Here is a 25,090-nt window from a genome sequence, read left to right as displayed (position 1 = left end):
TTTATAATAGCCTTATACTTACTACTTTAAAGGTGGATCGGGATGACTAAAACCATTGTTGAAAAGCTAAACTTAAAAAAATATAAAAAAGCTACAGTTTTAAATCAACCAAGTGATGCAAATTATTTTGAGGATTTACCACATTTTGATACGGATCTACAAAACCATCCTTACGATCTGATATTTGCTTTTGTACTTGATATGGATTCGCTAAAAGAACTAGTCACAAAGATTATCCAGAATCATTATTTAGATAAAAATGGGTATCTTTTTATTGCCTATCCTAAAAAAGGAAACAAAGTATATTCGACTTATATTCATCGTGATGATTTATTCGAAGGATTAGGTGCGGATGAAAGCGGCTATATTGGTTCAAGTACAATTAAATTTGCTCGTATGGTTGGATTAGATGACGTCTTTACAGTTGTTGGATTAAAAGATGAATCAAAAACAATAGCTGCGAATTCATCGAAAGCAAGTCAATGTGTAGATGATTATATTGATATGATTCCAAATGTTGAAAAGGATTTAGAAGATTCTCCTGAATTACTTACGATCTATAAGTCTCTAACTCCTGGGTATCGTAAAGATTGGGCAAGACACGTCTATAGCGCTAAGCAAGAAGCCACGAAAGCAAAAAGACGTGAAGAAATGAAAATGGTCTTAAGTGCTGGATATAAAACGCTGGATCTATATCGTAGAGATAAAAAGTAGAAGCAAAAAATCCACAAGATTATTTCTTGTGGATTTTGTTTACTTATTAGATTATATATATCTGCTTTAACAACAACGAGTAACTTTACCACCTTTAGAATTAAAACGTGACTCTTGCGCTTCGATAAAGAACTCTTTTCTAGATTGAATTGGTTGATCAGGGTGTTGTGTTTTCATATGTTCAACATATTTCTCATAGCTTGGTACTCCTACTAATAAACTAATAAACTGTTTATAATATTTTTTGAACTCCTCCACTTTATAGTGCATAATTTTTCGGTTCACTTTCTTCGCGTTTAATGTATGGAGTTTCATGTAATTTTATCGGTTTATTAGACAATATATTTATCCAATTTCGAATCGAAGCAATTAGAACTAAAAGCACAATCACCATAAATAATCCGCAAATTGTTGCGTCAATATAGTCATTTAAAATTATTTGATTCATTTGTGCTTTACTAGCTGCTGGTGCAAGGATTTTGCCAGCATCTAAACCATCTTTAAATACTTTAGCATGCGCTAAAAACCCTATTTTTGGTAATGCATGAAACAGCTTTTGCCAACCAGCTGTCATTGTGACGATTAATATCCAAATTGTTGGCACTAATGTAATCCATGCATATGCCTTTTTCCCCATTTTCAGCAAGATCGTTGTGCCTAGCAATAATGCAATCGCTGCAAGCATTTGATTTGCAATACCGAATAACGGCCATAAAGTATTAATGCCTCCAAGTGGATCAATAACACCTTGATAAAGGAAATAACCCCAGCCGAAAACGCAAATAGCTGTCGCAATTAAATTTGCAGGAAGTGAATCCGTCTTTCCAAATGGCTTATACACATTGCCTAGTATATCCTGCGTCATATAACGTCCAATCCTAGTTCCAGCATCAATTGTTGTTAAAATAAATAATGCTTCAAATAAAATAGCAAAATGATACCAAAAAGCCATTAGTGTTTTACCACCGATTACTTTAGAGAAGAGTGCCGCCATGCCGATTGCTAAAGTTGGTGCCCCACCAGTACGAGAAAGAATCGTTTGTTCCCCTACATCCTTTGCTAGTGTAGTCAAATCATTTGGAGCTATTGTAAAGCCCCAGCTTGAAACTACTTGAGCCACCTGATTTACGTCAGTTCCAATTATGGCAGGTGGGCTATTTATAGCAAAATATGCTCCTGGAGTTAATAAACATGCCGCAATCATAGCCATCACTGCTACAAAAGACTCCGTTAACATAGCACCATAACCAATGGCACGTGCATGCGTTTCACGTTCAATCATTTTTGGTGTAGTTCCTGAAGCAACTAATGAGTGGAATCCAGATACAGATCCACAAGCAATTGTTATAAATAAAAACGGAAATAGATTTCCAGCAAATACTGGTCCTGTTCCGTCAATAAATTTTGTAACGGCCGGCATTTGTAAGTCTGGTGCTACAATAATAATGCCAATTGCTAAAGCTAAAATCGTTCCAACCTTTAAAAATGTGCTTAAATAATCACGTGGAGCTAATAATAGCCAAACTGGAAGTACTGATGCTATAAACCCATAACCAATTAACATAAGCGCAATCGTTTCTCCTTTAAACGTAAACATTGCTGCTAATGTTGGACTTTCTGCTACATATTGTCCTGCAAATAATGAAAGTAGTAATAAAATAACACCAATAAAAGACCCTTCTCCTACTCGGCCAGGACGTATGTATCGCATATAAATACCCATGAAAATTGCGATTGGAATAGTTGCTGCAATCGTAAACATTCCCCAAGGACTTCCTGCGAGCGCTTTAACTACAACAAGTGCTAATACAGCTAATAAAATAACCATAATTCCTAATATACCTATTAACGCAATGACCCCAGTTATAGGACCAATCTCTTCTTTAATCATTTCTCCAAGCGATTTACCATTTCTACGTGTCGAAGCAGCTAATATGACAAAATCCTGTACTGCCCCTGCAAATACAACTCCTACGATAATCCAAATCGTTCCGGGTAAATAACCCATTTGCGCAGCTAAAATTGGTCCAACCAGTGGTCCAGCCCCTGCTATCGCTGCAAAATGATGACCAAATAGTACCCACTTATTCGTTGGTACAAAGTCTTTACCATCATTATTAATTTCGGCAGGTGTTTTACGATCTTCGTCAAGTTTAAATACTTTTTCTGCAATAAACTTACTGTAAAAACGATAAGCCACTGCATATGTACAAACTGCCGCAGTGAGGAGCCAAATTGCATTTATTGTTTCCCCTCTTTTTAAAGCTAGTACAGAAAAACAGAAAGCTCCAAGTATTGAAATTAATCCCCAAACTACTATTGATTTTAAAGATTTCACAACAAAGATACCTCCTTTTTCATTTATAAAAGAAAGTATATCACCAATTCAGAATTTTTTGTCAATTAATGGTAAAAAAAGTATAATAACGACATTTTTACTGATTTTCAGTTGGTTTTTCGTCTTAAAAGTAGACGAAAGTTGTATTGAACTTATCTAATCGAAAAATTTCAAGGGAAAAAAACAACTTTAGCTATAGTGAAATTTGAACTAATCATTATAAACAAAAAGAAAACCATCCTAAGCTTAATTGCTAAAGGATGGTTCTCTTTCATTAAATGGGTTATTTAACGTGTTGTATAAAATTAATATCGATCAACTCATTAAGCTTTTGTAGTTCTTTATCTCCTAGTAACGTTTTCCCTTCGTTTAAGGATACTAAAGCACTCTCAATTAAATATTTTCTAGGTGTTTTTGACTGCAACAATTCGTTTTGTAAAAAATCTAGTAACTCATTGTACTTCTGTTGTTCATTACTATTTAATGCTGATTTTTTCATTGTACAAATTATACTACAAAGCTTTTGTTGAAGATTTTCTTCGGTCTTTCTTACTGGTAACCATCTATCTAATAGTTCCAAATTGAATAATTGCTCACCAGATTCCTCAACATCCTCAACAATTTTAATCATACGTTTTACACTATATCGGACGACTTGATCCATACTAATATTCACATCTTTGGCAAGGTCATAGTATCTAACATTATGATGTATAATTCCTAAAAACATAATGGCACTATCTAATAAAAAATCTTTTTTCTCACTACCAAAAATGTCTAAGAATCGAGTATACACCCAATTTAATGTCTTAAAATTACCTTCTCTTATGAACTGTTTAATATCTAAGTCATTTATATAAATTACTTCTTCAAATAGAGAAATCAATTTATTATCTCTATTTGCCTCCATTAATAATGTTATTTGTTTAATAAAAATTTCAATATTTGAAGGGCTCTGTCCGATCAACAACTCATTTCTTTCATGTTCAAGTTTTTTATAAATCATATTAAATAATGCGACTACTAAATCACTTTTAGACGAAAAATAATTATAAAATGTACCTTTAGAAATACCGCTATAGTCTAATATGTCTTGAATAGATGTTGCTTGAAATCCTTTTTCAATAAACAATTCATGAGCTATTTTTACAACATGCTGTTTACGATCATTCATATAATCACCTTGGTTCTAGTTAATTACTGCTTAAAAAACATAGTACATTATTTTAACATTTTTAACTAGTAAATATCTGATTAGATTATTAAAGATTTCTAATGGGTATTATAATTGCATCTAATGAATGAATGGTATATCATATTATCTTATATAGAAGATGGAAACACAGTTCAAAAAATTGAACTAGATGTACAAAGGAGGGGAAATCATGGATCATTCCATGAATAAATCGGTTCGCCCACCATATGGGATTATTACAATCCTAATGATTGGGGCTTTTATTGCGTTCTTAAACAATACTTTACTTAATATTGCTTTACCTTCTATTATGAAGGATTTGGACGTTGAGCCTTCGACTGTTCAATGGCTTTCTACAGGGTATATGTTAGTTAATGGTATTTTAATTCCGACTACTGCTTTTTTGATCCAAAAATATTCTGTTAGACATTTATTTTTAACTGCACTACTTTTATTTAATATCGGTACTTTAACTGCAGGATTTGCACATGTATTTCCTTTATTATTAGCGGGTCGTATGATTCAAGCTTCTGGTTCGGCTATTTTAATGCCATTATTAATGAATGTTATGCTAACTAGCTTCCCTGTTGAAAAACGAGGAACTGCAATGGGCTTCTTTGGTTTAGTTATGATGGGTGCACCAGCAATTGGCCCGACATTATCTGGTTGGATTATTGAACATTATGACTGGAGAATGCTTTTCCATGTTGTTTCACCGATTGCATTAACGATTTTAATTATTGGCTTTTTCTTACTTAAAGATAAAAAAGAGAAATCAAATAGTACGATCGACCTTTTCTCTGTTCTTTTATCAAGTATAGGTTTTGGTGGATTATTGTACGGTTTTAGTACTGCAGGAACAAAAGGATGGGATAGTCCAGAAGCTTACGTTACTTTAATTGTAGGGGTTATTTCATTAATACTATTTATCTTACGTCAATTAAAACTTGATACGCCAATGTTAAACTTCAGAATTTATCGCTACCCTATGTTTGCTTTATCATCAGCGATTTCAATTGTAGTGACAATGGCTATGTTCTCAGCAATGATGCTTTTACCGATTTACACTCAAACGCTTCGCGGCATTAAACCATTTGATGCAGGCTTAATGCTGTTACCAGGTGCATTATTAATGGCAATTATGTCCCCAATTACGGGTAAATTATTTGATAAAATCGGCGGAAGAATACTTGCAGTAACTGGTTTAGCAATTATGACTGTTACTACTTATTTCTTAAGTAAATTAACAATGGATACAACATATACACATATTATTATTTTATACTCATTACGTATGTTCGGTATGTCGATGGTAATGATGCCAGTATCAACAAATGGTTTAAATCAATTACCAAAACGATTCTATCCACATGGTACTGCCATGAATAATACTTTACAGCAAGTATCTGGGGCAATTGGTACTGCTTTACTCGTAACAGTAATGTCGAATCGTACAGAATCTAAAGCGAAAGAGCTTGCTGCTGAAGCGATGAAGCATGTGACTAGTAAACCTACACCTGAAATGCTTGCTCAAATTAAGCAAGAGATCACAATGAAGGCAATGTTAGAGGGAATTAACTTCTCATTTTATGTGACGGTATTCGTTGCCGCAGTTGCACTAGTTCTTGCATTCTTTATTAAACGTTCAACAGCTGCAGAGGAACCTGTAGTGAAAGAAAATACTAATACTAGTACTAACTTTAAGAAAAAGTTAGCAGAGAATTAATACAGTAAGTTTTAGACTAAAAAAGTTCAACCAAATTGGTTGAACTTTTTTATTAGTTCTTATAAATAAAATAATCGAAATCCGCGTGTAGCCCTTGCCCAGTCGTATCCTGACATTGCATTCCAACGAATGCACCTGTAAAGAATCCACCACCCTGAATATAATCATCAGACAGTTTAAATGAATAAAGTTTTACAGGTATTGCTATCCAATCCTCTCCATCAAATGAATAGGAGTATTCGTAAACATTCGTTTTCACATCTACTCGAAGATATACATATTCAACATGTTCTGGAATGATAATTTCGTTTCCTTGAAGAGGCTGATCGAACTTAAAATTATCACATGTTACTAATTCAAGAATTCGACCCTTTCCTTCATTCCAAGTGATTTGACATGAAGTCCAGTTTTGAGTGTTGTAATAATTTACTAAACCAGCTGATTGATGGAATGTATTTGGATTAAATGCTACTTTTGTTTCTGCAGTAAAGTTAAAATGTTGCCAGCGTCTTGCTATAAATGACTGAGTAAATTTAGATGTTAGGGATTCTCTTCCGTAAAGACGTAGATGCCCTGGATTGTCTTTTAAGGATACAATATTCTCTCCTAATGGAATTCTTAAGTTTTGAAAGTGAGGATTTAAGACATCTGAGTTAAAGTCATCCATCTCAGGGTAATCACTTTCCCATTTTACTTCATCTATTTTTGGCCCTTCTATTTCAAGTGATGGACTATTCCCTCCTACGACATACGGCCAATCATTTTTCCACTCAAGCCTTTGAATAGCAGTTTCTCTTCCTAATGGACAGAAACCTCTTGGGTCTAACAACGGTTGACCTTCTCTTGGTAATGGTCTTCCTGTTAAATGCACAAGGAACCATTCATCTGTATGTGTTTGAACAATTGATGCATGTCCTGCTTTTTGAAGGGGAATTCTTGGCGCATGGAATGACGAAATTAACGGGTTTTCCGGGTGTACTTCATATGGCCCCATTAACTGTTTTGACCTAGCAATTGTAGCTTGGTGATCATATTTCGTACCACCTTCTGCCGTTAATAAGTAATAGTAATCATTTATTCTATATAAATGTGGTGCTTCCGTTAGTTTAATATCGGTTCCTTTAAAGATAACCTCTGCTTTTCCGATTAGTTTCTTTTCTTCTACACTGTATTCTTGTAATGAAATGCCATAAAAATGATGATTTCCTACACGATGATCCCAAACCATATTAACTAAATATTTTTTTCCATCCTCATCGTGAAATAATGAAGGATCAAATCCAGTACTATTTAAGTAAACTGGGTCTGACCATTCTCCGTCAATCGTTTCACATGTTGCGAGATAGTTGTGACAATCTTTCCATTGACCTTCAACTACCTTTACATCAGTGTAAATTAACCAGAATTGTCCATCACGATAAGATAATGCAGGAGCCCAAATACCACCCGAATCTGGATTACCTGTCATATTTAATTGACTTAAACGTTTCAAAGGTCTTGATGCTAATCGCCAGTTCTTTAAATCCTTTGAATGATAAATTCCAACTCCTGGAAACCATTCAAATGTTGAAACTGCAATATAATAATCTTCCCCAACTCGGCAAATACTTGGATCGGGATTAAATCCCTGTAAAATTGGATTACTGATTTTAGCCATTTTATACTCCTCCATATGCATCTATATAGTTCAATACATTACTTTTTAGTAAGCACCTTTGATAAAGTCAGAAACATTTTTTTGATAGAAAAGCTCTAATTGATCTAATTCCGCTTTCGAAAAAGATTGTATATTCATTGCTTCTAAGTTGCCATCCACTTGGCGTTGGTTTCTAAATCCAGGAATTACACATGTAATTTCCTTTTGATCTAAAATCCATCTAAGTGCTGCACCTGCCATCGAAGACCTTCCTTCAGCAATCCAGTTAATTCGATTTGCCAATTCTACTCCTTTTTTAAAGCCCAAGCCTGCAAATGTTTCTCCGATATTAAAGGCCGCTCCATTTTCATTAAAGTTTCGGTGATCATCTTCCTCAAAAATATGATCAGCCTTATACTTTCCAGATAAGAGTCCACTGGCTAGTGGTAATCTTACAAGAACACCAACTCCACGCTTATAAGCCTCGGGAAGTAATTCTTCTAATGGCTTTTGTCTAAAAATATTAAAGATAACCTGTAAGCTTTTCACATTTGGGTTTTCTAAGCAAATCATTCCTTCTTCAACCGTTTCAACGCTAACCCCGTAATGGCGGATTTTCCCTTCGCTTTTTAAACGGTCAAGTACATCAAATACTTGTCCATCCTTTAAAATTTCAGTTGCTGGACAATGCACTTGATATAAATCAATCACATCTCGATTTAATCGTTTTAGACTATCCTCGCAATAAGACTTAACCGCTTCATATGAGTAATTTTCCGGTGAAAAGATATCACCTTTTCGACAAAATTTTGTTCCTATATAAATTTTATCTTCAAGTCCTTTTGTGGCTTTAGCCAATAGTTCTTCGCTATGACCATCACCATATACATCTGCAGTATCAAAAAAATTTACACCTTGGTCGATTGCGTGTCGTAATGATTTTAAAGCTTCAGTATTATCTGTTTTGCCCCATGCTCCACCAATTGCCCAAGTTCCAAAACTTACCTCACTAATCATTAAACCTGTATTACCAAGTTCTCGATAATTCAAGTAAAACTCCCCCTCTAGTGCTAATTTTTAGCGTCTTATACTAGTTTCTAAATTCAGATAACATTCTATTTAGTTCCTTTGTGCTGGAATAAATTTGCTTATAAATAGAATAAAGCTTCTCATATTGTTTAACATTTTCACTTACTGGTTTATATGAAGTGATTGGCTTTATGAACTCTTCTGCACAAGCCTCTAATGATTCAAACCAATTACATCCATAAGCAGCAAGCATCGCCGCACCCATCCCAGGACCTTGCTCGCTTGAAAGTTTAATAATTGTCGCATTAAAAATATCTGCTTGCATTTGAAGCCAAATAGGATTTTTTGCACCGCCACCAATTGAAATAATTGAATCAATCCTTTTACCGTTATTTCGGAAAATTTCAATTGACTCGTTCAATGAAAAAGTAATACCTTCCATGACGGCCCTCGTAAAGTCACTTCTCTTATGTGCTGCATCCATACCGATAAAACACCCTCTAATAATTGAATCCGCATGTGGTGTTCTTTCACCAACCAAATACGGAGTAAACATTAAACCATTTGAGCCAATTGAAACAAGGTCAACATCCTCTAATAGTTGTTCGAAATTCACACCTTCAGCAAAAGTATCTTTAAACCAACTTAATGAATATCCTGCGGCAAGCGTTACACCCATTGAATAGAAAGCATCTTCTTTACTATGGTTAAAATAATGAACCTTACCTTTGAAGTCTTGTTCTCCATGCTCTTCATAAGAAAGAACAACTCCTGAAGTACCAATACTACATAGCGTATTGCCTTCTTTTAAAATACCTGAGCCAATTGCGCCACAAGCATTATCGGCTCCGCCTGCAAATACTTTCACTTCACGGCTAAGTCCTGTCAAAATAGAAACTTCTTCTGTAATTGTTCCAACACAATCATGAGACTCGACAATTGGTGGGCAAAGATGTAAAGGAATATCGAATTTAGTACATAATTCTTCACTCCACTGCTTTTCTTTCACGTTTAAAAGTAATGTTCCGGTAGCATCTGAGTATTCAGTATGAATTTCTCCAGTCAGACGATAACGAAGATAGTCTTTAGGCAATAAAAATACTGCTGCCTGATTATAGATCTCTGGTTCAAATTCCTTTACCCATAAAAGTTTTGGTAAAGTAAATCCTTCAAGTGCTGGATTTTTCGTTATTTCAAGTAAACGTTCTTTGCCAACTATTTCATTGATCTTTTCACATTGCTTAGTCGTTCTTGTGTCATTCCATAAAATTGCATTACGAAGGATTTCATTTTCTTTATTCAATAACACTAGACCATGCATTTGACCTGAGAAGCTAATCCCTTGTATATCATTCGGATGACCTTTAAAGTCTCTAACTAGTTCGGCAAGTCCATCGATTGTTTTTTCAACCCATTCTTCTGGTCTTTGTTCACTATATCCGGATTTTTCTTGTATTAATGGATAGGCACGAGATACTTCTTGGCATACTTCTCCGGACTGATTAACAAGTAAAATTTTTACGGCACTTGTACCTAAATCAATACCTACTACATATTTCATAACAATCATCCTTTTATTGTTTTCTTTAGCGTATCGTATGAGAAAAATGTGCTGGAAATAATGAGTTTCCCAGCACATTTTATGATCAAAAGGTTTTTAAACTGTTGCGAATTCAGAAATCGCTTCTAATAAATATTGGTTTAGCACTGATTTAAGACGTTCTTCACGACCAGATTTATTTTGGATATCACCTAAATTTAATGCATATGCTTCAAGTGTATGGAAACTTGCTTTATTTTCTACGATTTCTTTACCAATACCATAAGTGAAGCTGCTATAACGATCTTCAATAAAGCTTTCAAATACTTTATCTTCAATTAGTTTATTAGCTACTAATGTGCCAATTGCAAAGCTATCCATTCCAGCTATATGTGCATGGAATAAATCTTCTACATCAAATGATCCTCTTCTTACTTTTGCATCAAAGTTCAGGCCGCCTTTTCCTAAGCCACCATTTTTTAAGATTTCATACATTGCTAATGTAGTAGAGTATAGATCTGTAGGGAACTCATCTGTATCCCAACCAATTAACTTATCACCTTGGTTTGCATCAACTGAACCAAGCATTCCGTTAATTCGAGCAACACGTAATTCATGCTCAAATGTATGACCAGCAAGTGTTGCATGATTTGCTTCAATATTGAATTTAAACTGTTTCTCTAAACCATTAGCTTGTAAAAACGCTAGTCCAGTTGCCACATCAAAGTCATATTGATGCTTTGTTGGTTCTTTTGGTTTTGGTTCAATTAAGAACTGACCATCGAATCCAATTTCTTTTGCATAATCTACAGCCATATGGAAGAAACGCGCAAGGTTGTCTTGCTCAAGCTTCATATCAGTATTCATAAGCGTGTCATAACCTTCACGCCCACCCCAGAATACATAGTTAATTGCACCAAGCTCTTTTGCAATTTCTAATCCTTTTTTCACTTTTGCAGCTGAATATGCAAATACGTCCGCGTTATTAGATGTAGCGGCTCCATTTACATAGCGAGGATGAGTAAACATATTTGCCGTATTCCAAAGCAATTTTGTTTTACTTGTTTTCATATATTCTTTTATCATTTCTACAATGACATCTAAGTTTTTATAAGTTTCACCTAATGTATTTCCTTCAGGCGCAACATCTGAATCATGAAAGCAGAAGAAAGGAACATCTAACTTTTCATAGAACTCAAATGATGCTTCTACACGTGCCTTAGCTAGATCCATTCCCGTTAAATGATTCCAAGGACGTTGCATTGTACCTGCTCCAAATGGATCTGAACCATCTGCAGTAAATGTATGCCAGTAGGCAACTGAAAAACGAAGTAAATCCTCCATTTTTTGACCGTTAATTATTCTTTGAGGATCATAATATTTAAATGAAAATGGATTTTTTGATTTAGGACCTTCGAATTTAATTTTGTTAATATTAGTAAAGTAACTCATGTTTAATTCCTCCTAAAATAGTAGTTTTGTATTTTATGACTTATGTGAAACGACAATCCATGCGCGCAATACTTTCATGTCTTTTGGCTCAATTCCTTGTAATCCCGTCAATTCTCCATTTACTTCAAGATTAGGAGCGTTAGTTACCCATGTGTAGGGCTCAGGGCATAAAAAGCCGCTTCTCGCATCTTTGTTATAAACAACCCAATGTTTAAAACTTTGGTCAACGGTATAATTAATCTCAATTCCTGTTGATTTGTTTGTTATTTGTGCCGTTTGTAGGCCACTGTTATTAGGGTTAGATAGAAAAACATCATCTAACTCTAGCCCGTACAGGCTCATTCCTTCATTCAACTCATATTTGTACTCAATATCTTCTAATTCCCCCGTTGGTAAAAATCGATCATTTAGTTTCCAACGTTTATCCACTGGAAGCTTGAAGATTGAAGTTTCTTCAGGGAATACAAAGCTAGTATGATATCCAAAGCCAAACGGTAAAACTTCACTACTTTTATTAATAATTTCTGCTTTTTTAGCGAATAAATTATCATTTAAAATAAAGCTCATCCTTATCACAAAATGATGCGGGAATTGAGCCATTACATCTTCATGCTTACTTGAATCAAACTCAGTAATAATTTTTACTGTTTGCTCATTAACCTCTACACTCGAGATATTCCACTCCCTTGTGTGAACGAAACCATGAATGTGATTTTGCTTGTCCATTTCATTGATTTCAAATTGATATGTTCTTTTGCCAAATCGAAACTTTCCTTGATCGATTCGATTTGGAGGAAACAGGATTGGAGTACCGTAAAGAACTGGGTTATTCAAATACTCCTCGGTTGAGTTAGGGACCCTTAAAAGCTCAGTATTTGATTTTTTATGAACCATGGAAATTAAGTTTGATCCCCATCCGGGAATAATGATGATCTCCAATTCACTATTACCTGCTTTAATCGCTGGTTCATTTAAAAAAGAGATTTCCTCAACATAAGTATTCATCTAGATTCCCCGTTCTAAGATAATTTCTACACTTAGACTTTACTAATCTTACCTTGTCTTTGGTCTATTCGATTAAAGCTATACATACCACAGAACATGAAAATCCAAGCAATTGATATGACACTAAAGAATGGAATTAGCCCTGGTTGGTACAGCAACAAAAATAGTATAGCGATTAGACTAACTAGCATTAGTAAAGTAATGTGAAAATGAAAAACACTTAAAAAGAATGCATTTTTTAAATAGTCTTTAAGTTTAAATTCGTAATGTACATATAGTGGGAAAATATAAAGGAAAACCATTAAATAAACTGCCACTATGATTAATAAAGGGATGATTAAGATAAACTGGAGCATCCCTTCAATCGTTCGAATGTAAAATACATCAAACGCTAGGAAGATGCCACTACAAATGAATACCAAACCAAGTTTATTGGAACTTTTAAATTCATTTAGGAAGACAGTTAAGAAAGTTCTCCAAATCGGAAGATCCGTTTCTTTTATGATCCATTTACGAACAATTGTAAATAGGGCTACTGTAGCAGGGAAAAAACCAAATATGACTAGTCCTGCAATTGTAAAGAGGAACCATAGCAGATTGACATATGCTAATTTCATAACCCACTCACATAGCGTAAACAATTTCCCCATTGTTTTTCCGAGTATCATTTAATCACCCTCCTTTACAAATTCATCTTAGCTTTATCTAATGCAGTTAACCTTTTACTGATCCAGAAGCAATTCCTTCTACAATTCGATTACTTAATATAAGGAAGGCAATTAGGATTGGTAGTATACTAATAACTAACGTAGCTCCAATTGCTCCCCAATCAGTCGTATACTGCCCAATAAAGTTTTGAATACCAACCGTGAGTGTTTTAAATTGATCTGAACTTATAAATGTATTAACAAAGACAAACTCATTCCAGTTGTAAATCATATTAATAATTGCTGCTGTAGCAATAACTGGTGAAGTCATTGGTAAAGTAATCTTAAAAAATATATGGTTAATTGATGCCCCATCCATAATCGCTGCTTCTTCTACCTCTCTAGGGAGAGCTTCGTAAAAACCAATTAAAATCATAATCGTAATTGGTAAGTTAAAGGCTGTGTACGTAAGGATTACCGAGAGTGGATTATCAATTAAATTTATTTTTGTAAAAGTATTAAATAAAGGAATCAGTGTAGAATGGACTGGAATCATTAAACCTACCATAAATAATCCCAAAACCCATTTACTTGCTTTCCAATTCATTCTTGTAATCGCGAAGGTTACCATACTTGCTAATACAACCGTTAAAATAACGGCTGCGATTGTGTAAGTCACACTGTTAAAGAAATACTGACTAATATTTCCCTCAATCCAAACTTTCGTATAATTCTCCCACTTTGGGCTTTCAGGTAAAGAAAAAGGTGACATATTGAAAACTTCTTGGTTATTTTTTAATGAAAAAAGAAATAGCCATATGATCGGAAATATTTGAAAAATCGCTACGATTATAAGGAAAAGATACATAAAACCGTAAGCAACTTTACTAAAAACACTATTTTTGCTACGGTCAGTTTTCTTTTCAGTTACAATGGCTTGAGATCCTGTAGCTCTTACCGTATCCACTTAAAATCCCCCTTTCTTTTAGTAAATGTCATTATTTGATTCAGTAAACTTACGAATAACCCAAGTAACTACTAAACAAATAACTAATAAGAAAAATCCAATTGCACTTGCATATCCAAAGTCAAAGCCTTTGAATGCTTTTTGGTACATATAGGAAGCCATTACTTCACTTGCACCATTAGGGCCTCCACCTGTCATAACATAAATTAAATCAAAATATTTAAGTGATCCAGCGACGGCAAGAACAATCGTCACTTTCACAACATTCATGATTAATGGTAATTTTATTTTTAATGCGATTTGAAGTGGTGTTGCCCCGTCAATTCTTGCGGCCTCGATTAGAGAGTCCGGAATATTTTTAAGAGCTGCATAGTAAATCAGAATATAAAAACCTGCGTACTGCCAAATAATTGGAATAATAATCGCATACAATGCTAAGTTTGTTTCTGCTAACCAGGCAGGTGGATTATGAACGCCTAGAGAAACAAGTAAGCTATTTAAAATACCGTTAGTAGGATGATAAATTTTAAGCCAAAGCTGTGCAATTGCAACAGATGCAAGCAGCATCGGAATAAGATATATTTTTCTTAGAAGGTCTGCACCTTTAATTTTTCCAGCAAGTATAAATGAGATGAACAAGTAACCAATTAAACTAACGGCTGAAAATGCTGCCAATAAAAAGGAGTGGAAAGCACTTTTCCAAAATAGAGGATCATGTAATAAGTGGGAGTAATTCTTTAAACCTATGAACTCCTTTTCCCCAATTCCATTCCATTTCATTAAGCCAAAGTATCCAGTTTGTACGATTGGAACGTAAATCAAAGCAAGGATCAGAAAAAGAGCTGGTGTAATATACAAGGCGATTATTTTTTTATTTGACATAGCTTTATTCACTTCGATTCAACTCCTTCCCCTATATTTAAAAATCAAGGGCATACTACAATGAATCCATATGCCCTTTTCTTTAGTACATCAGAAATTATTTATCTTCTGCCTTTAATGCTTCTTCATGTTGTTTAGCAAAGTCTTTTGGTTTTACTTCATTTCCAAATAAAGATTGGATTAAGTTTAAGTGAGTTTCTGCTACAGAAGCACTCATTTGAACGTCAGCAAATAGTGTTAAGTTACTAGCTTTATTTAACTCATTTAACACATCAATATATAATGGTGGTAAATTTACTTTTGAAGTATCAACCTTAGTTGCTGGGATTACACCCGCTTTTTCTACAGATTGCTCTCCCCACTTCTCTACAAAGAATTTAACAAAGTCTTTAGCTTCAGCTTTAACTTTTGAATGCTCTGCTACGAATAAACCTACTCCAGGGCCACCAACCCAGCTGTTAATATTTCCTTTTCCGCCTTCATAAGTAGGGAATTTAAAGAAGCCTACATTGTCACGGAAATCTTTTGGAATTTCTTCATTTGTCGTAAAGTTTGGAAGCTCCCATGTTCCCATTAAGTACATAGCTGCATTTCCATTTAAGAATTCAGATTTACCTTCATCATTTGATAACCCATTAAAACCTTTATTAAATGCATTTTCTTTAACTAGGTTTTGAACCTCTGTTGCCGCTGATACAAGTGCAGGATCTTCGAATGTTCCTGTACGGTTAATTGCTTTATTAAGTACATCAGCTCCACCAATTCTGTCCGCTAAATACATATACCAAAGTGAACCTGTCCAACGATCTTTATTACCTAAAGCGATTGGAGCAACTCCATTTTTAGCAAGTGTTTTAACAACGTTTTGGAATTCGCTGTAAGTTTGTGGTACTTGAAGGTTATATTTTTCAAAAATTGCTTTATTGTAATAAATTGGAGCGATGTTTAGTTCTAGAGGTAATCCATATGTTTTTCCATCGATTGCATATGCTTCTGTTGTTCCACTTACAAAAGAATCTTTTAATCCGTTATTTAACACATCATCTAAATCAGCGAAAAGGCCACCTTTTACAAATGGTTTCATATATCCTGCTGCCCATGTAAACCCAACATCAGGAAGTTCATTAGAAGAAGAAAGAACTTTAATCTTATTCTTGTATTGCTCATTTTCAAGAACTTCTACTTCGATTTTTACATCCTTATGTTCAGCCTCATATTGCTTAATAATGTCAGATACAATTAAGTTTTGTTGCTTAGAACTACCAGCTGGCCAAAGATGCATAAACTTGATCACTTTTTTGGAACCGCTTTCAGTTGACGCGTTATTAGATTTACCACAGCCAGTTAAAGCAACCATTAGAATAAGAACTAGTGCTAACATTAATGAAGACGCTTTCTTAAACATGTCTAACCCCCATTTTTTGAATTTTTCGTTACAAGTAAATTCTAGCACTAAAAAAAAAACGCGGTAAGGTAACCACGATTGGATAAAATTCCACTATTTTTGGATTAGTGAATCATCAAGTTCCGACACTTTTCTAAATTTACTAGGGGTAATACCCTCGTAATCCTTAAAGATCTTAATGAAATATTTAGCTGTCTGATAGCCTACTTCTAGGGCAATTTCTTCAATTTGTAAATCTGTTGTCAGTAAACGATTTTTTGCAATTTGTATTCTCTTTCTAGTTAAATACTCACTAAATGTTAATCCCACTTGCTCTTTAAATAACACACTAAAATAGCTCGCATTTAGATAAACCGCATCTGCTACATCCTTTAATGAAATTTGATTGCTTATATTTTCATTAATAAATGTCTTAGCTGCCTTAATTGAATTAGAGCGGTTATTAACTTGATCTAGCTTTAATAATTTCTGATCAGTTACTTTTTCCATATACTCAATCCGTTCAATATTTGCTTCCTTTTCTAGTGCTTGCTCAATAGCCTCTATTAATTTTTGTTTGCTTACTGGTTTTAATAAGTAATTTACAACCCCTAGGCGAATAGCCTCCTGGGCATACTCAAAGTCAGGATGTCCAGAGATAATAATTGAAACAAACTTATGTCCTTTATCCTTTAGCTTTTTTAAAAGTTCTAAACCATTCATTTCAGGCATACAAATATCAGTTACTAATAGATGGATTTTTGTTCTGCTCAACTGCTCAAATGTTTCTTGGCCATTTGCAGCACTAAGAATTTCAAATTTACCATTTGACCATTTCTCTAATGTTTTTTTTAATCCTTGTCTAGTCGCTTGTTCATCATCAACAATTAGAATCACTTTTGTATCCAAATTATTCTCCTCCTTTGTCTGGAACTTCGAATAATACAGTTGTGCCTTTACCGATCTCACTTTCTAAACGAAGGCCACTTAAGTCATATCCTTCGTAATATAATTTGATTCTTTTATTTACATTAGTTAGCGCCATACCCATCCCCTTAAAGGACGATACATTATCATTTTTAATTGCTAAATTAAGGGCATTAAGAGATTCTCTATTAATCCCCGGTCCATTGTCCTTAACAGTCACTAATAAATTAGATGAGTCATTAATCCGTTTAATCTTCACTAAAACACACCCTCGTTCCCGACTACTTTCAATACCATGCATAATAGCGTTCTCAACTAAGGGTTGGATTAGCAGTTTAGGTATTTTAATAGCTAATAGATTTGACTCAACAGATATCTCCCATAACAACCGTTCTCCTAATCTCATTTTCATAATTTGTAAGTAACGTTCAATTTGGTCGAGAGCAGCTTGTATAGTTACCCATTCACTACTGTTTGCATTGCCAATTGTATAACGAAATAATCCAGACATTGCAATCACTATTTCTGCTAAATCCTCCTCACCTCTATCATCTAAAGACCAGTAAAGTGCATTTAGCGTATTATAAAGGAAGTGCGGATCAATTTGGGCTTGTAGTGCCTTCAACTCAGTTTGACTACGAAGTAATTCCTTTTCATAAACGACCTGTATTAAATGATTCGTATTTTCTACCATCTGGTTATATGTTCTATTTAATTCAATAATTTCTAATGAAGCTGCGCTTTCCTTGTTAATTTTCAACTCATCCATTTTCGCATTCTTCATTGTATTTGTAAGTTTCTTTATCGGTCTTGTGATCATTGTTGCTAGAATAATTGATGAAATGACAAAAATGATAAGTCCAATCGCACCAGATAAAAGGGTTGCTTTTCTTACCGGTGTTACCCGTTCATTTAAAAAGCTTGTAGGTTTTAGAATAACAAGGGTCCAACCTGTTTTTGCAGATGGTTGCGTAACAATCATATATTGCTTTTTATTTACTTTTATCGATTCATATCCTTCTAATAAAAACTTTTGGATATCAATACCGTAATTATCCGTTATCGGAGCTAAATCCCTATCCAGAAGCATCATATAATCCTTCTCTCCAGGAGATAAATTACTTTCTTCAACCTGAAAGTAACTATTAAGAATTCTTACGACTAAGTATCCTCCATTTGAAAACCATCGATCCATTAAACTTACCCTTCTTATTGCATAAGAATAGTTACTATTATTAGGATCTTTTCCTACCCACACTAATCTTCCTTTCTCGGTTTCTGCTTCCTTTACCCATTTCTCATCGATTACACTAGATAAATTTTTTTCACCGAATGGAAAAATGCGATTACCTTCCGAAGAATATAATTCAAAAGAAGAGATTCCATTTGAATAAGCTAATGAGTTATTTATGACTCTAATTAGCGATTGTCTTTTTGCAAAATCAACACTTTCCCCGTTTTTCAATCCGAGTAATATTTGTTGAACTGTTTCATTGGTCATTAATTGATTTGATAAAGTGTCAATTTGTTTATACAAAGTTTCCATTCTTCCATTTGCTTCAACAGCCGTTTGTTGGATTTGCTTCTCTGTTGTATCTTTCATTAAAGTTCCAACTTGGTTATATACCATAATAGATACAATGGATAAAACAATCACCATAACAATCAAGAAGACAGCCAATATTTGATTTCGTAAAGTGTTTAATTTTCTTAACCGTAATCTTATTTTGACGATTGTAATCACCTTTTCAGTAGTAAGTTAATGTAAGGGGTTTCTTTAAAAATTATCATACTATATTTATTATTAGTCTGAATATTAAAAACACCCATCTAGTAATAACTACCATATAGTTTAAGGGCACTATTTGGATAATGGTAAATCGTTCAAACAAAAAATCAACACGAAAAAGAGGAACCTAAACATTTGATGTTGAGGCTCCCCTTTTCATTTAGTTACTATTTATCCCTTCCCTGTGCTTTTGACTTTTCTCACTCATTAACTTGTTCACTTTACTCCATTCTGCTTCCTGAAGAGTCCTCCATAAAATTTTCCCGCTTGCGGTAGTTGGTAATTTTTCAATAAACTCGACATATCTTGGGTATTTATAGTTAGCCATATGCTCTTTAGACCAATCGATAATGTCATCCTCACTTACTTTTCCTGAATAAATAGGATTGAGGATCACGTATGCCTTCACTGTTTCGCCCCTTTTTTCATCAGGCTTACTAACAACACAAGCTTGTTGAATGGCCGGATGTTTATATAGCAAGTTCTCCACTTCGGTTGGCCAAACTTTAAAGCCTGAAGCGTTAATCATCCTTTTAACACGGTCAACGATAAAATAGTAACCTTCATCATCAAACCGACCGATATCTCCTGTACGGAAAAATAGTTTACCGTCTATTTCAATAAAGGCGTCTTTTGTTTCTTCTGGTCGGTTAAAGTAGCCTTTAAATACTTGTGGTCCATTAACAACAATCTCACCAACCTCACCGACACCTAACTGTTTCATTGTTACCGGCTCGATAATTCTGGCGTCTACGTCAAATGATGGAATTCCTAGACATTGAAGTTTTGGTCGATCTGGCGGATTAAAATGTGTCTGAGCAATTGTTTCTGATAAACCATACCCTTCTACGAACTTTAAACCTGTTAATTTGAATAGCTGCTCACCTACTGCTTCTGGAAGTGGAGCTCCACCACCTGCAATATTTACAAGGGACTTGATATCTTCTGTATTTAAATTTGGATTTGCTAAAAAGTCAATCAGCATTGTACTAATATTTACCCAGTGGGTACATTGATAGTTTTCAATTAGTTTACACGCATGGTATCGATTCCATCTTGTTAGCAATACCATACTTGAACCAGTAAGAATCGGTGTATGCATTCCATGAACCATTCCTGTTACATGGAATAGAGGTAAAGTTGAAAAACTAACGGCATTTGCAGAAATATTCATCCAAACGGCAGATCCTACTACATTTGCTTGTACCGTTTTATGTGTATGTATACAACCTTTAGGTAAACCTGTTGTTCCTGAAGTATATGGAAGAACTGCAACATCTTCTGAATTGCCTTCATATAATGACGGGGTAAGCTGTGTTTGTATTGCATCCTCCCAATAAAATAGATTTTCGTTTTGATAGATTTTCTTTGATTCAGTTATTTCAGCCGTTAAATCGGAAACTAAAGGAATGGTTGGTAAATATTCAGAGTAAACTGCAACTACTAAATTCTCTAATCCAGTTGTAGCTTGTAAAGGTTCAATTTGAGGGGATAGTTCTTGGCCAATGATCGCGGTTTTAATTTCACAATCATTTATGTAGAATTCAAGTTCATCTGTGGTGTTCATTGGGTTAATTGGTACTACAATTCCTCTTACTCTTAATATTGCATAAAAGGCGATGACATATTGAGGTGAGTTTTGCATATAAAGCATTACACGTTCACCAGGGGATATTTCTAACCTATGCTCAAGATACCCTGCTAGATAATCAACCTCTTCAAGAAGCTGCTTATACGTTTTTGAAGCACCATAATACTCTATTGCGGTTTTATTTGGATATCTTTTTGCCGAAACGACTAAATTATCATAAAGTGTTGTCTCAGGTAAAGTTAAAGATTTAGATACCCTTTTTGGCCAATACGCAAAATGTGAAGTACTCATAATTTTTCCCTCCGCTTATGTATCTTTTTTTATATTAAGTTTTAATACTTACAGCTCTTTCTTGTATGCATGATATTTTAGTCATTAACAAAGAAAATTTAGGGCAAGTATTCAAATAGGATGCCTAATTAATGAATAACGCTCAAACGCTTATAATTCATTCAATATAAATACTAACTTTGAAATTATTTGAAAGTAAGTTTGCAAAAAGAGGCAATTGCTAAGTTTAGTGTGGAAAGAAAAATGGAATGGGAAGTCATTATCATAATCAACTTTAGACCTTATTATAATGGAAAAGCTTAAATGAATAAATAGTTTTTTGAAAATTAAAAAAGCTATTTGATTTAACCGAGATATTTAATTTGAGTATCTAAAATTTTTTAAGTAAAATTACATACAATTACTTACTGTACCACTTATCTATGTTTCAATTAATAACAAGTGAGGTGTTAGCATATGAGAATTGGAATTATCGGTTTAGGAGATATAGCTACGAAGGCCTACCTACCGGTCCTTTCTGAAAAAGAAAAGATCGATTTAGTGCTATGTACAAGAAGTAATGAGACACTAGACCATTTATCAAATAAATATCGAATCAGTGAAACGGTTAATACTGTAGATGAATTGTTAGAAAAGAATATTGATGCAGCATTTGTTAGTACAGCTACTGAGGCTCATTTTATGATAACGAAAAAGTTATTATTAAAGGTATAAACGTTTATATTGATAAACCTATTTCGATGAATTTCAAAGAAACTGAACAAATTGTAAATCTAGCCAGAGAGCAAGGAAAAATAGCAATGGTTGGATTTAATAGACGATTTATCCCTAGAGTAAAAGAGCTTACTATGCATGGAAAGGCTAGCTTAATAATCATGCAAAAAAATAGATTTAACTTTCCTGAATATACTAGAAGATTTGTTGTAGAGGATTTTATCCATGTGGTGGATACACTGAGGTATTTAATGTCCACTAATGTAGTTGATTTAAAAGTCAATTTCTTAAAAAAAGATAATATACTCGAACACCTAGTCATTCATCTTATAGGTGAGGGATGCACGGCAATTGGAATAATGAACAGAAACAATGGTGTTACGGAAGAAATGATTGAATATATGACACCACAAAATAAATATGTAGTGAGTAGTTTAGTTGAAACCACTCATTATCATAATAAAGAAATCAATATTACAAAGTTTGGTGATTGGGAACCAACCTTATATAAACGTGGGTTTTACCAAATTGTTGATCACTTTCTTGACTGTATAGAACAGCATAAAACGCCAGACCCTTCAATAAATGATTCCTTAATCACTCATGAAATTTGCGAAAGAATCGTTCAGTATATAGATTCTAATGTAGATTAAATAAAAAACCCGAATAGTAGACTTGAGAGGTCTAATTATTCGGGTTTTATTAATTATTTATTCTTGTTCAGCCATTGCATCCTTTGGAGTACCGAATAAATATGTTAGAACGAAACCACCAGCATAACCAGCAAGTAATCCGATCACATATTTTAGCCACATTCCGTGTGCAATTAGTGGAACTAACGCTAAGCCTGAAGGACCAATTGCAATTGCTCCAACATTACCAAACATTCCAATTACTGCACCTCCAATACCACCACCGATACATGCAGTGATAAACGGACGACCAAGAGGTAATGTAACACCATAAATTAATGGTTCACCAATACCTAAAATACCTACTGGAAGAGCACCTTTAATCATATTTGATAATGATTTATTCTTTTTGCAACGTAACCATAATGCTAATGCTGCTCCAACTTGTCCAGCACCTGCCATTGCAAGAATTGGTAATAATTCTGTAGCACCAGTTGTATTAATTAACTCGATATGAATTGGTGTTAATACTTGATGTAAACCTAACATTACTAATGGTAAGAATCCCAGACCTAATATAAATCCTGCAAAAATACCGCCTTTTGCAATAATCCAGTTAATTGAGCCAATTAAATTATCAGAAATAAATCCTGCGAAAGGCATGATGAAGAAAATTGTAAGCAAACCTACTACTAATAAAGCGATCATTGGTGTAATAATAATATCTAAAGAATCTGGAATAACTTTACGTAATTGTTTTTCTAAAACTGATAATAAATAGACTGCAAGTAGTACACCAATAATACCACCTTGACCTGGAGCTAATGGATCACCATTAAAGATATTTTTAATTGGTTGATCAGGAAGCATACCTGTTAAAAGTGTTACCCCACCAATTACTCCACCAAGGGATGGTGTCGCCCCGAATTCCTTCGCTGCGTTAATACCAACATAAATCGCTAAATAAGCAAAAATTGCGTTTTTAATTACATTTAAAACTGTAACATATTGTGACCAAGTTGCTGCATCAAGGTTTTGAGCAGTAATATTATTTGATAAAATCGAAGCAATACCAGCAATTAAACCTGCACCAACGAATGCTGGAATTAATGGAATAAAGATATTACCGACTTTTCGTAAGAAATTTTTAAAAGGTGTGTTATTTTTCTTTTTTAATTCAGCTTTAAGATCTGAGCCCTTTTCTTTTAAAGCAGCTGATGAAGTTCCTTGTTTTCCTGATGAGCTGTTTTTCAGATGACCAAATTGTTCTGCAACTTTAGTTACTGTACCAGGACCTAAAATGATTTGGTAAGTCTCATCATCAACAGTTCCCAAAACCCCGTTAATTTTTTTAACTTGATCTTCATTGATTAAATTACGATCAGCAACATTAACACGAAGTCTAGTCATACAGTTTGTAAATGACACTACATTATCAGTACCGCCGATTGCATCAGCGATTTCAGAAGCTAATCTTTGATATTTATCCATCTTCTACTCCCCCAACAATTTTTATTTTTGTATTGCTTTTCGAACAAATCCTTCTGATTTTTTCAATTGTTCAATTGCTTGCTCATAACTAAATCCAGTAAGAATCATAACGATTGCTACTTTTGGACTTTGATTTGAATTTGTTAAATACTCTTCTGCAATTTCATACGTACAAGAAGTTGCTTCCATTACAATACGCTTTGAACGCTCAACTAGTTTTACATTTGTTGATTGAACATCAACCATTAGGTTACCGTATACTTTTCCAATACCAACCATTGATGCTGTAGATAACATATTGCATACTAACTTTTGAGAAGTACCTGCCTTTAATCTAGTTGAACCAGTTAACACTTCAGGTCCATTAACAACTTCAATTGCTATTTCTGCCTCTTGACCAATTTTTGAGCCCTTGTTACAACTAACCGCTACAGTCGAAGCACCAATTTCTTTGGCATATTTTAAACCACCAATAACATAAGGAGTACGACCACTTGCTGCAATTCCGACTACAATATCATTTTTATTTAACTTAATTTCCTTTAAATCGTGGGTTGCAAGTTCTTCGCTATCCTCAGCACCTTCAACTGCTTTTATAAAAGCTTTTTCTCCACCCGCTATTAACCCTACTACCTCTTCTGGGCTTGTTCCAAATGTAGGAGGACATTCAACTGCGTCTAAAAGTCCTATGCGGCCACTTGTACCTGCACCAATATAAATCAAGCGACCCCCACTTTTGAAAGCAGTTACAATTTTTTCAACAGCTTTAGAAATATTAGGAATCTCATTTCGAACGGCAGCGGAAACTTTAGCATCCTCTTCGTTCATTACGGTTAAAAATTCTTCTATAGACATTTCATCTAGATTCATTGTTTTTTCATTTCTTGTTTCGGTTGTTAAATTCTCAAGCATGTTTGCTTCACCTCAAGTAATTTTTTATGACTAAATTTAATTTCATACATATTATAACTATTTTTGAAATAAAATTTCAACATTAAAATTCATAAGGAAAAAATTTCATATTATTATTTCGTATTTTTGTTCAAATAAATATCACATTCTTAAAACGGCTACTAACAATTTTTCTTTTAAAAGATGCATAAATCTATAATTTATACATTAATTTGTCTGGCAAAAAAG

At 34.1% G+C, this 25,090-nt stretch carries 20 protein-coding genes and 1 pseudogene; 4 read left to right on the top strand and 17 right to left on the bottom strand.

Annotation, left to right across the window (positions count from 1 at the left end):
- Positions 1-42: 42 nt before the first annotated feature.
- A complete protein-coding gene (locus BED47_RS10745) occupies positions 43-714 on the top strand; it encodes a YdeI/OmpD-associated family protein (protein ID WP_069033681.1) in 672 nt (223 codons plus the stop codon).
- A 66-nt stretch (positions 715-780) separates the two neighbouring features.
- Here the strand turns inward: BED47_RS10745 and BED47_RS10740 are convergent, their stop codons facing one another.
- From BED47_RS10740 to BED47_RS10730, 3 genes are all read right to left on the bottom strand, one after another.
- Positions 781-984: a YbdD/YjiX family protein gene (locus tag BED47_RS10740; RefSeq protein WP_069033680.1), complete on the bottom strand. Its 204-nt coding sequence runs from the start codon at positions 982-984 to the stop codon at positions 781-783.
- Positions 974-3,052, bottom strand: a complete 2,079-nt coding sequence (locus BED47_RS10735) for a carbon starvation CstA family protein (protein WP_069033679.1) — start codon at positions 3,050-3,052, stop codon at positions 974-976. The genes BED47_RS10740 and BED47_RS10735 overlap by 11 nt, the downstream gene beginning before the upstream one ends.
- A 283-nt stretch (positions 3,053-3,335) precedes the next feature.
- The gene (locus BED47_RS10730) at positions 3,336-4,226 is read right to left on the bottom strand and encodes a TetR/AcrR family transcriptional regulator (protein WP_069033678.1); all 891 of its coding nucleotides are present in this window, start codon (positions 4,224-4,226) and stop codon (positions 3,336-3,338) included.
- 211 nt (positions 4,227-4,437) lie between these two features.
- On the opposite strand from BED47_RS10730, the gene BED47_RS10725 reads away from it, so the two are divergent.
- A complete protein-coding gene (locus BED47_RS10725) occupies positions 4,438-5,973 on the top strand; it encodes a DHA2 family efflux MFS transporter permease subunit (protein ID WP_069033677.1) in 1,536 nt (511 codons plus the stop codon).
- A gap of 52 nt (positions 5,974-6,025) precedes the next feature.
- Here BED47_RS10725 and BED47_RS10720 read toward each other — a convergent pair whose 3' ends face one another.
- The 12 genes from BED47_RS10720 to BED47_RS10665 all read right to left on the bottom strand — a co-directional run bounded on the left by BED47_RS10720 (position 6,026) and on the right by BED47_RS10665 (position 21,113).
- Positions 6,026-7,630 (bottom strand): glycoside hydrolase family 43 protein, encoded by a 1,605-nt coding sequence (locus BED47_RS10720; RefSeq protein ID WP_069033676.1) that lies wholly within the window; start codon positions 7,628-7,630, stop codon positions 6,026-6,028.
- Positions 7,631-7,675: 45 nt separating this feature from the next.
- On the bottom strand, positions 7,676-8,659 hold the full coding sequence (locus BED47_RS10715) for an aldo/keto reductase (protein ID WP_069033675.1): 984 nt from the start codon (positions 8,657-8,659) through the stop codon (positions 7,676-7,678).
- Between the two features lie 40 nt (positions 8,660-8,699).
- Positions 8,700-10,199 (bottom strand): xylulokinase, encoded by a 1,500-nt coding sequence (xylB, locus tag BED47_RS10710; protein ID WP_069033674.1) that lies wholly within the window; start codon positions 10,197-10,199, stop codon positions 8,700-8,702.
- A 96-nt stretch (positions 10,200-10,295) separates the two neighbouring features.
- Complete coding sequence (xylA, locus tag BED47_RS10705; protein ID WP_069033673.1) at positions 10,296-11,630, bottom strand: xylose isomerase; 1,335 nt, start codon at positions 11,628-11,630, stop codon at positions 10,296-10,298.
- A 33-nt stretch (positions 11,631-11,663) separates the two neighbouring features.
- A complete protein-coding gene (locus tag BED47_RS10700; protein ID WP_069033672.1) occupies positions 11,664-12,635 on the bottom strand; it encodes an aldose 1-epimerase in 972 nt (323 codons plus the stop codon).
- Positions 12,636-12,667: 32 nt separating this feature from the next.
- Positions 12,668-13,303 carry a YesL family protein gene (locus BED47_RS10695; protein ID WP_069033671.1) on the bottom strand — a complete coding sequence of 212 codons (636 nt, stop codon included), beginning with the start codon at positions 13,301-13,303 and terminating at the stop codon, positions 12,668-12,670.
- A 46-nt stretch (positions 13,304-13,349) separates the two neighbouring features.
- A complete protein-coding gene (locus BED47_RS10690; protein WP_069033829.1) occupies positions 13,350-14,216 on the bottom strand; it encodes a carbohydrate ABC transporter permease in 867 nt (288 codons plus the stop codon).
- 51 nt (positions 14,217-14,267) lie between these two features.
- Positions 14,268-15,143 carry a carbohydrate ABC transporter permease gene (locus tag BED47_RS10685; RefSeq protein ID WP_069033670.1) on the bottom strand — a complete coding sequence of 292 codons (876 nt, stop codon included), beginning with the start codon at positions 15,141-15,143 and terminating at the stop codon, positions 14,268-14,270.
- 85 nt (positions 15,144-15,228) lie between these two features.
- Positions 15,229-16,536, bottom strand: a complete 1,308-nt coding sequence (locus tag BED47_RS10680; RefSeq protein WP_069033669.1) for an extracellular solute-binding protein — start codon at positions 16,534-16,536, stop codon at positions 15,229-15,231.
- A gap of 93 nt (positions 16,537-16,629) precedes the next feature.
- Entirely contained in the window at positions 16,630-17,424 is a 795-nt protein-coding gene (locus BED47_RS10675) for a response regulator transcription factor (RefSeq protein ID WP_069033668.1), read from the bottom strand.
- 1 nt (position 17,425) lies between these two features.
- A complete protein-coding gene (locus tag BED47_RS10670; RefSeq protein WP_254664588.1) occupies positions 17,426-19,045 on the bottom strand; it encodes a cache domain-containing sensor histidine kinase in 1,620 nt (539 codons plus the stop codon).
- A gap of 346 nt (positions 19,046-19,391) precedes the next feature.
- The gene (locus tag BED47_RS10665) at positions 19,392-21,113 is read right to left on the bottom strand and encodes a long-chain fatty acid--CoA ligase (protein WP_069033667.1); all 1,722 of its coding nucleotides are present in this window, start codon (positions 21,111-21,113) and stop codon (positions 19,392-19,394) included.
- Positions 21,114-21,569: 456 nt separating this feature from the next.
- Here BED47_RS10665 and BED47_RS24165 point away from each other — a divergent pair.
- A pseudogene (locus BED47_RS24165) lies at positions 21,570-21,865 on the top strand (Gfo/Idh/MocA family protein); the annotation flags it as partial.
- A complete protein-coding gene (locus BED47_RS10660) occupies positions 21,854-22,480 on the top strand; it encodes a hypothetical protein (protein ID WP_254664586.1) in 627 nt (208 codons plus the stop codon). The pseudogene BED47_RS24165 and the gene BED47_RS10660, both read left to right, overlap by 12 nt.
- Before the next feature lie 57 nt (positions 22,481-22,537).
- Here BED47_RS10660 and BED47_RS10655 read toward each other — a convergent pair whose 3' ends face one another.
- Together BED47_RS10655 and murQ are read right to left on the bottom strand one after the other, a co-directional pair.
- Complete coding sequence (locus BED47_RS10655; protein WP_025568619.1) at positions 22,538-23,950, bottom strand: PTS transporter subunit EIIC; 1,413 nt, start codon at positions 23,948-23,950, stop codon at positions 22,538-22,540.
- A gap of 21 nt (positions 23,951-23,971) precedes the next feature.
- Positions 23,972-24,862, bottom strand: coding sequence for an N-acetylmuramic acid 6-phosphate etherase (gene murQ / locus BED47_RS10650; protein WP_069033666.1), 891 nt, complete (start codon positions 24,860-24,862; stop codon positions 23,972-23,974).
- Positions 24,863-25,090 lie beyond the last annotated feature (228 nt).

The sequence above is a fragment of the Gottfriedia luciferensis genome (assembly GCF_001712755.1).
In the GTDB taxonomy this organism is placed as follows: Bacteria; Bacillota; Bacilli; order Bacillales; family Bacillaceae_G; genus Gottfriedia; species Gottfriedia luciferensis_B.
This window is presented reverse-complemented; position numbering and strand designations above follow the sequence as displayed.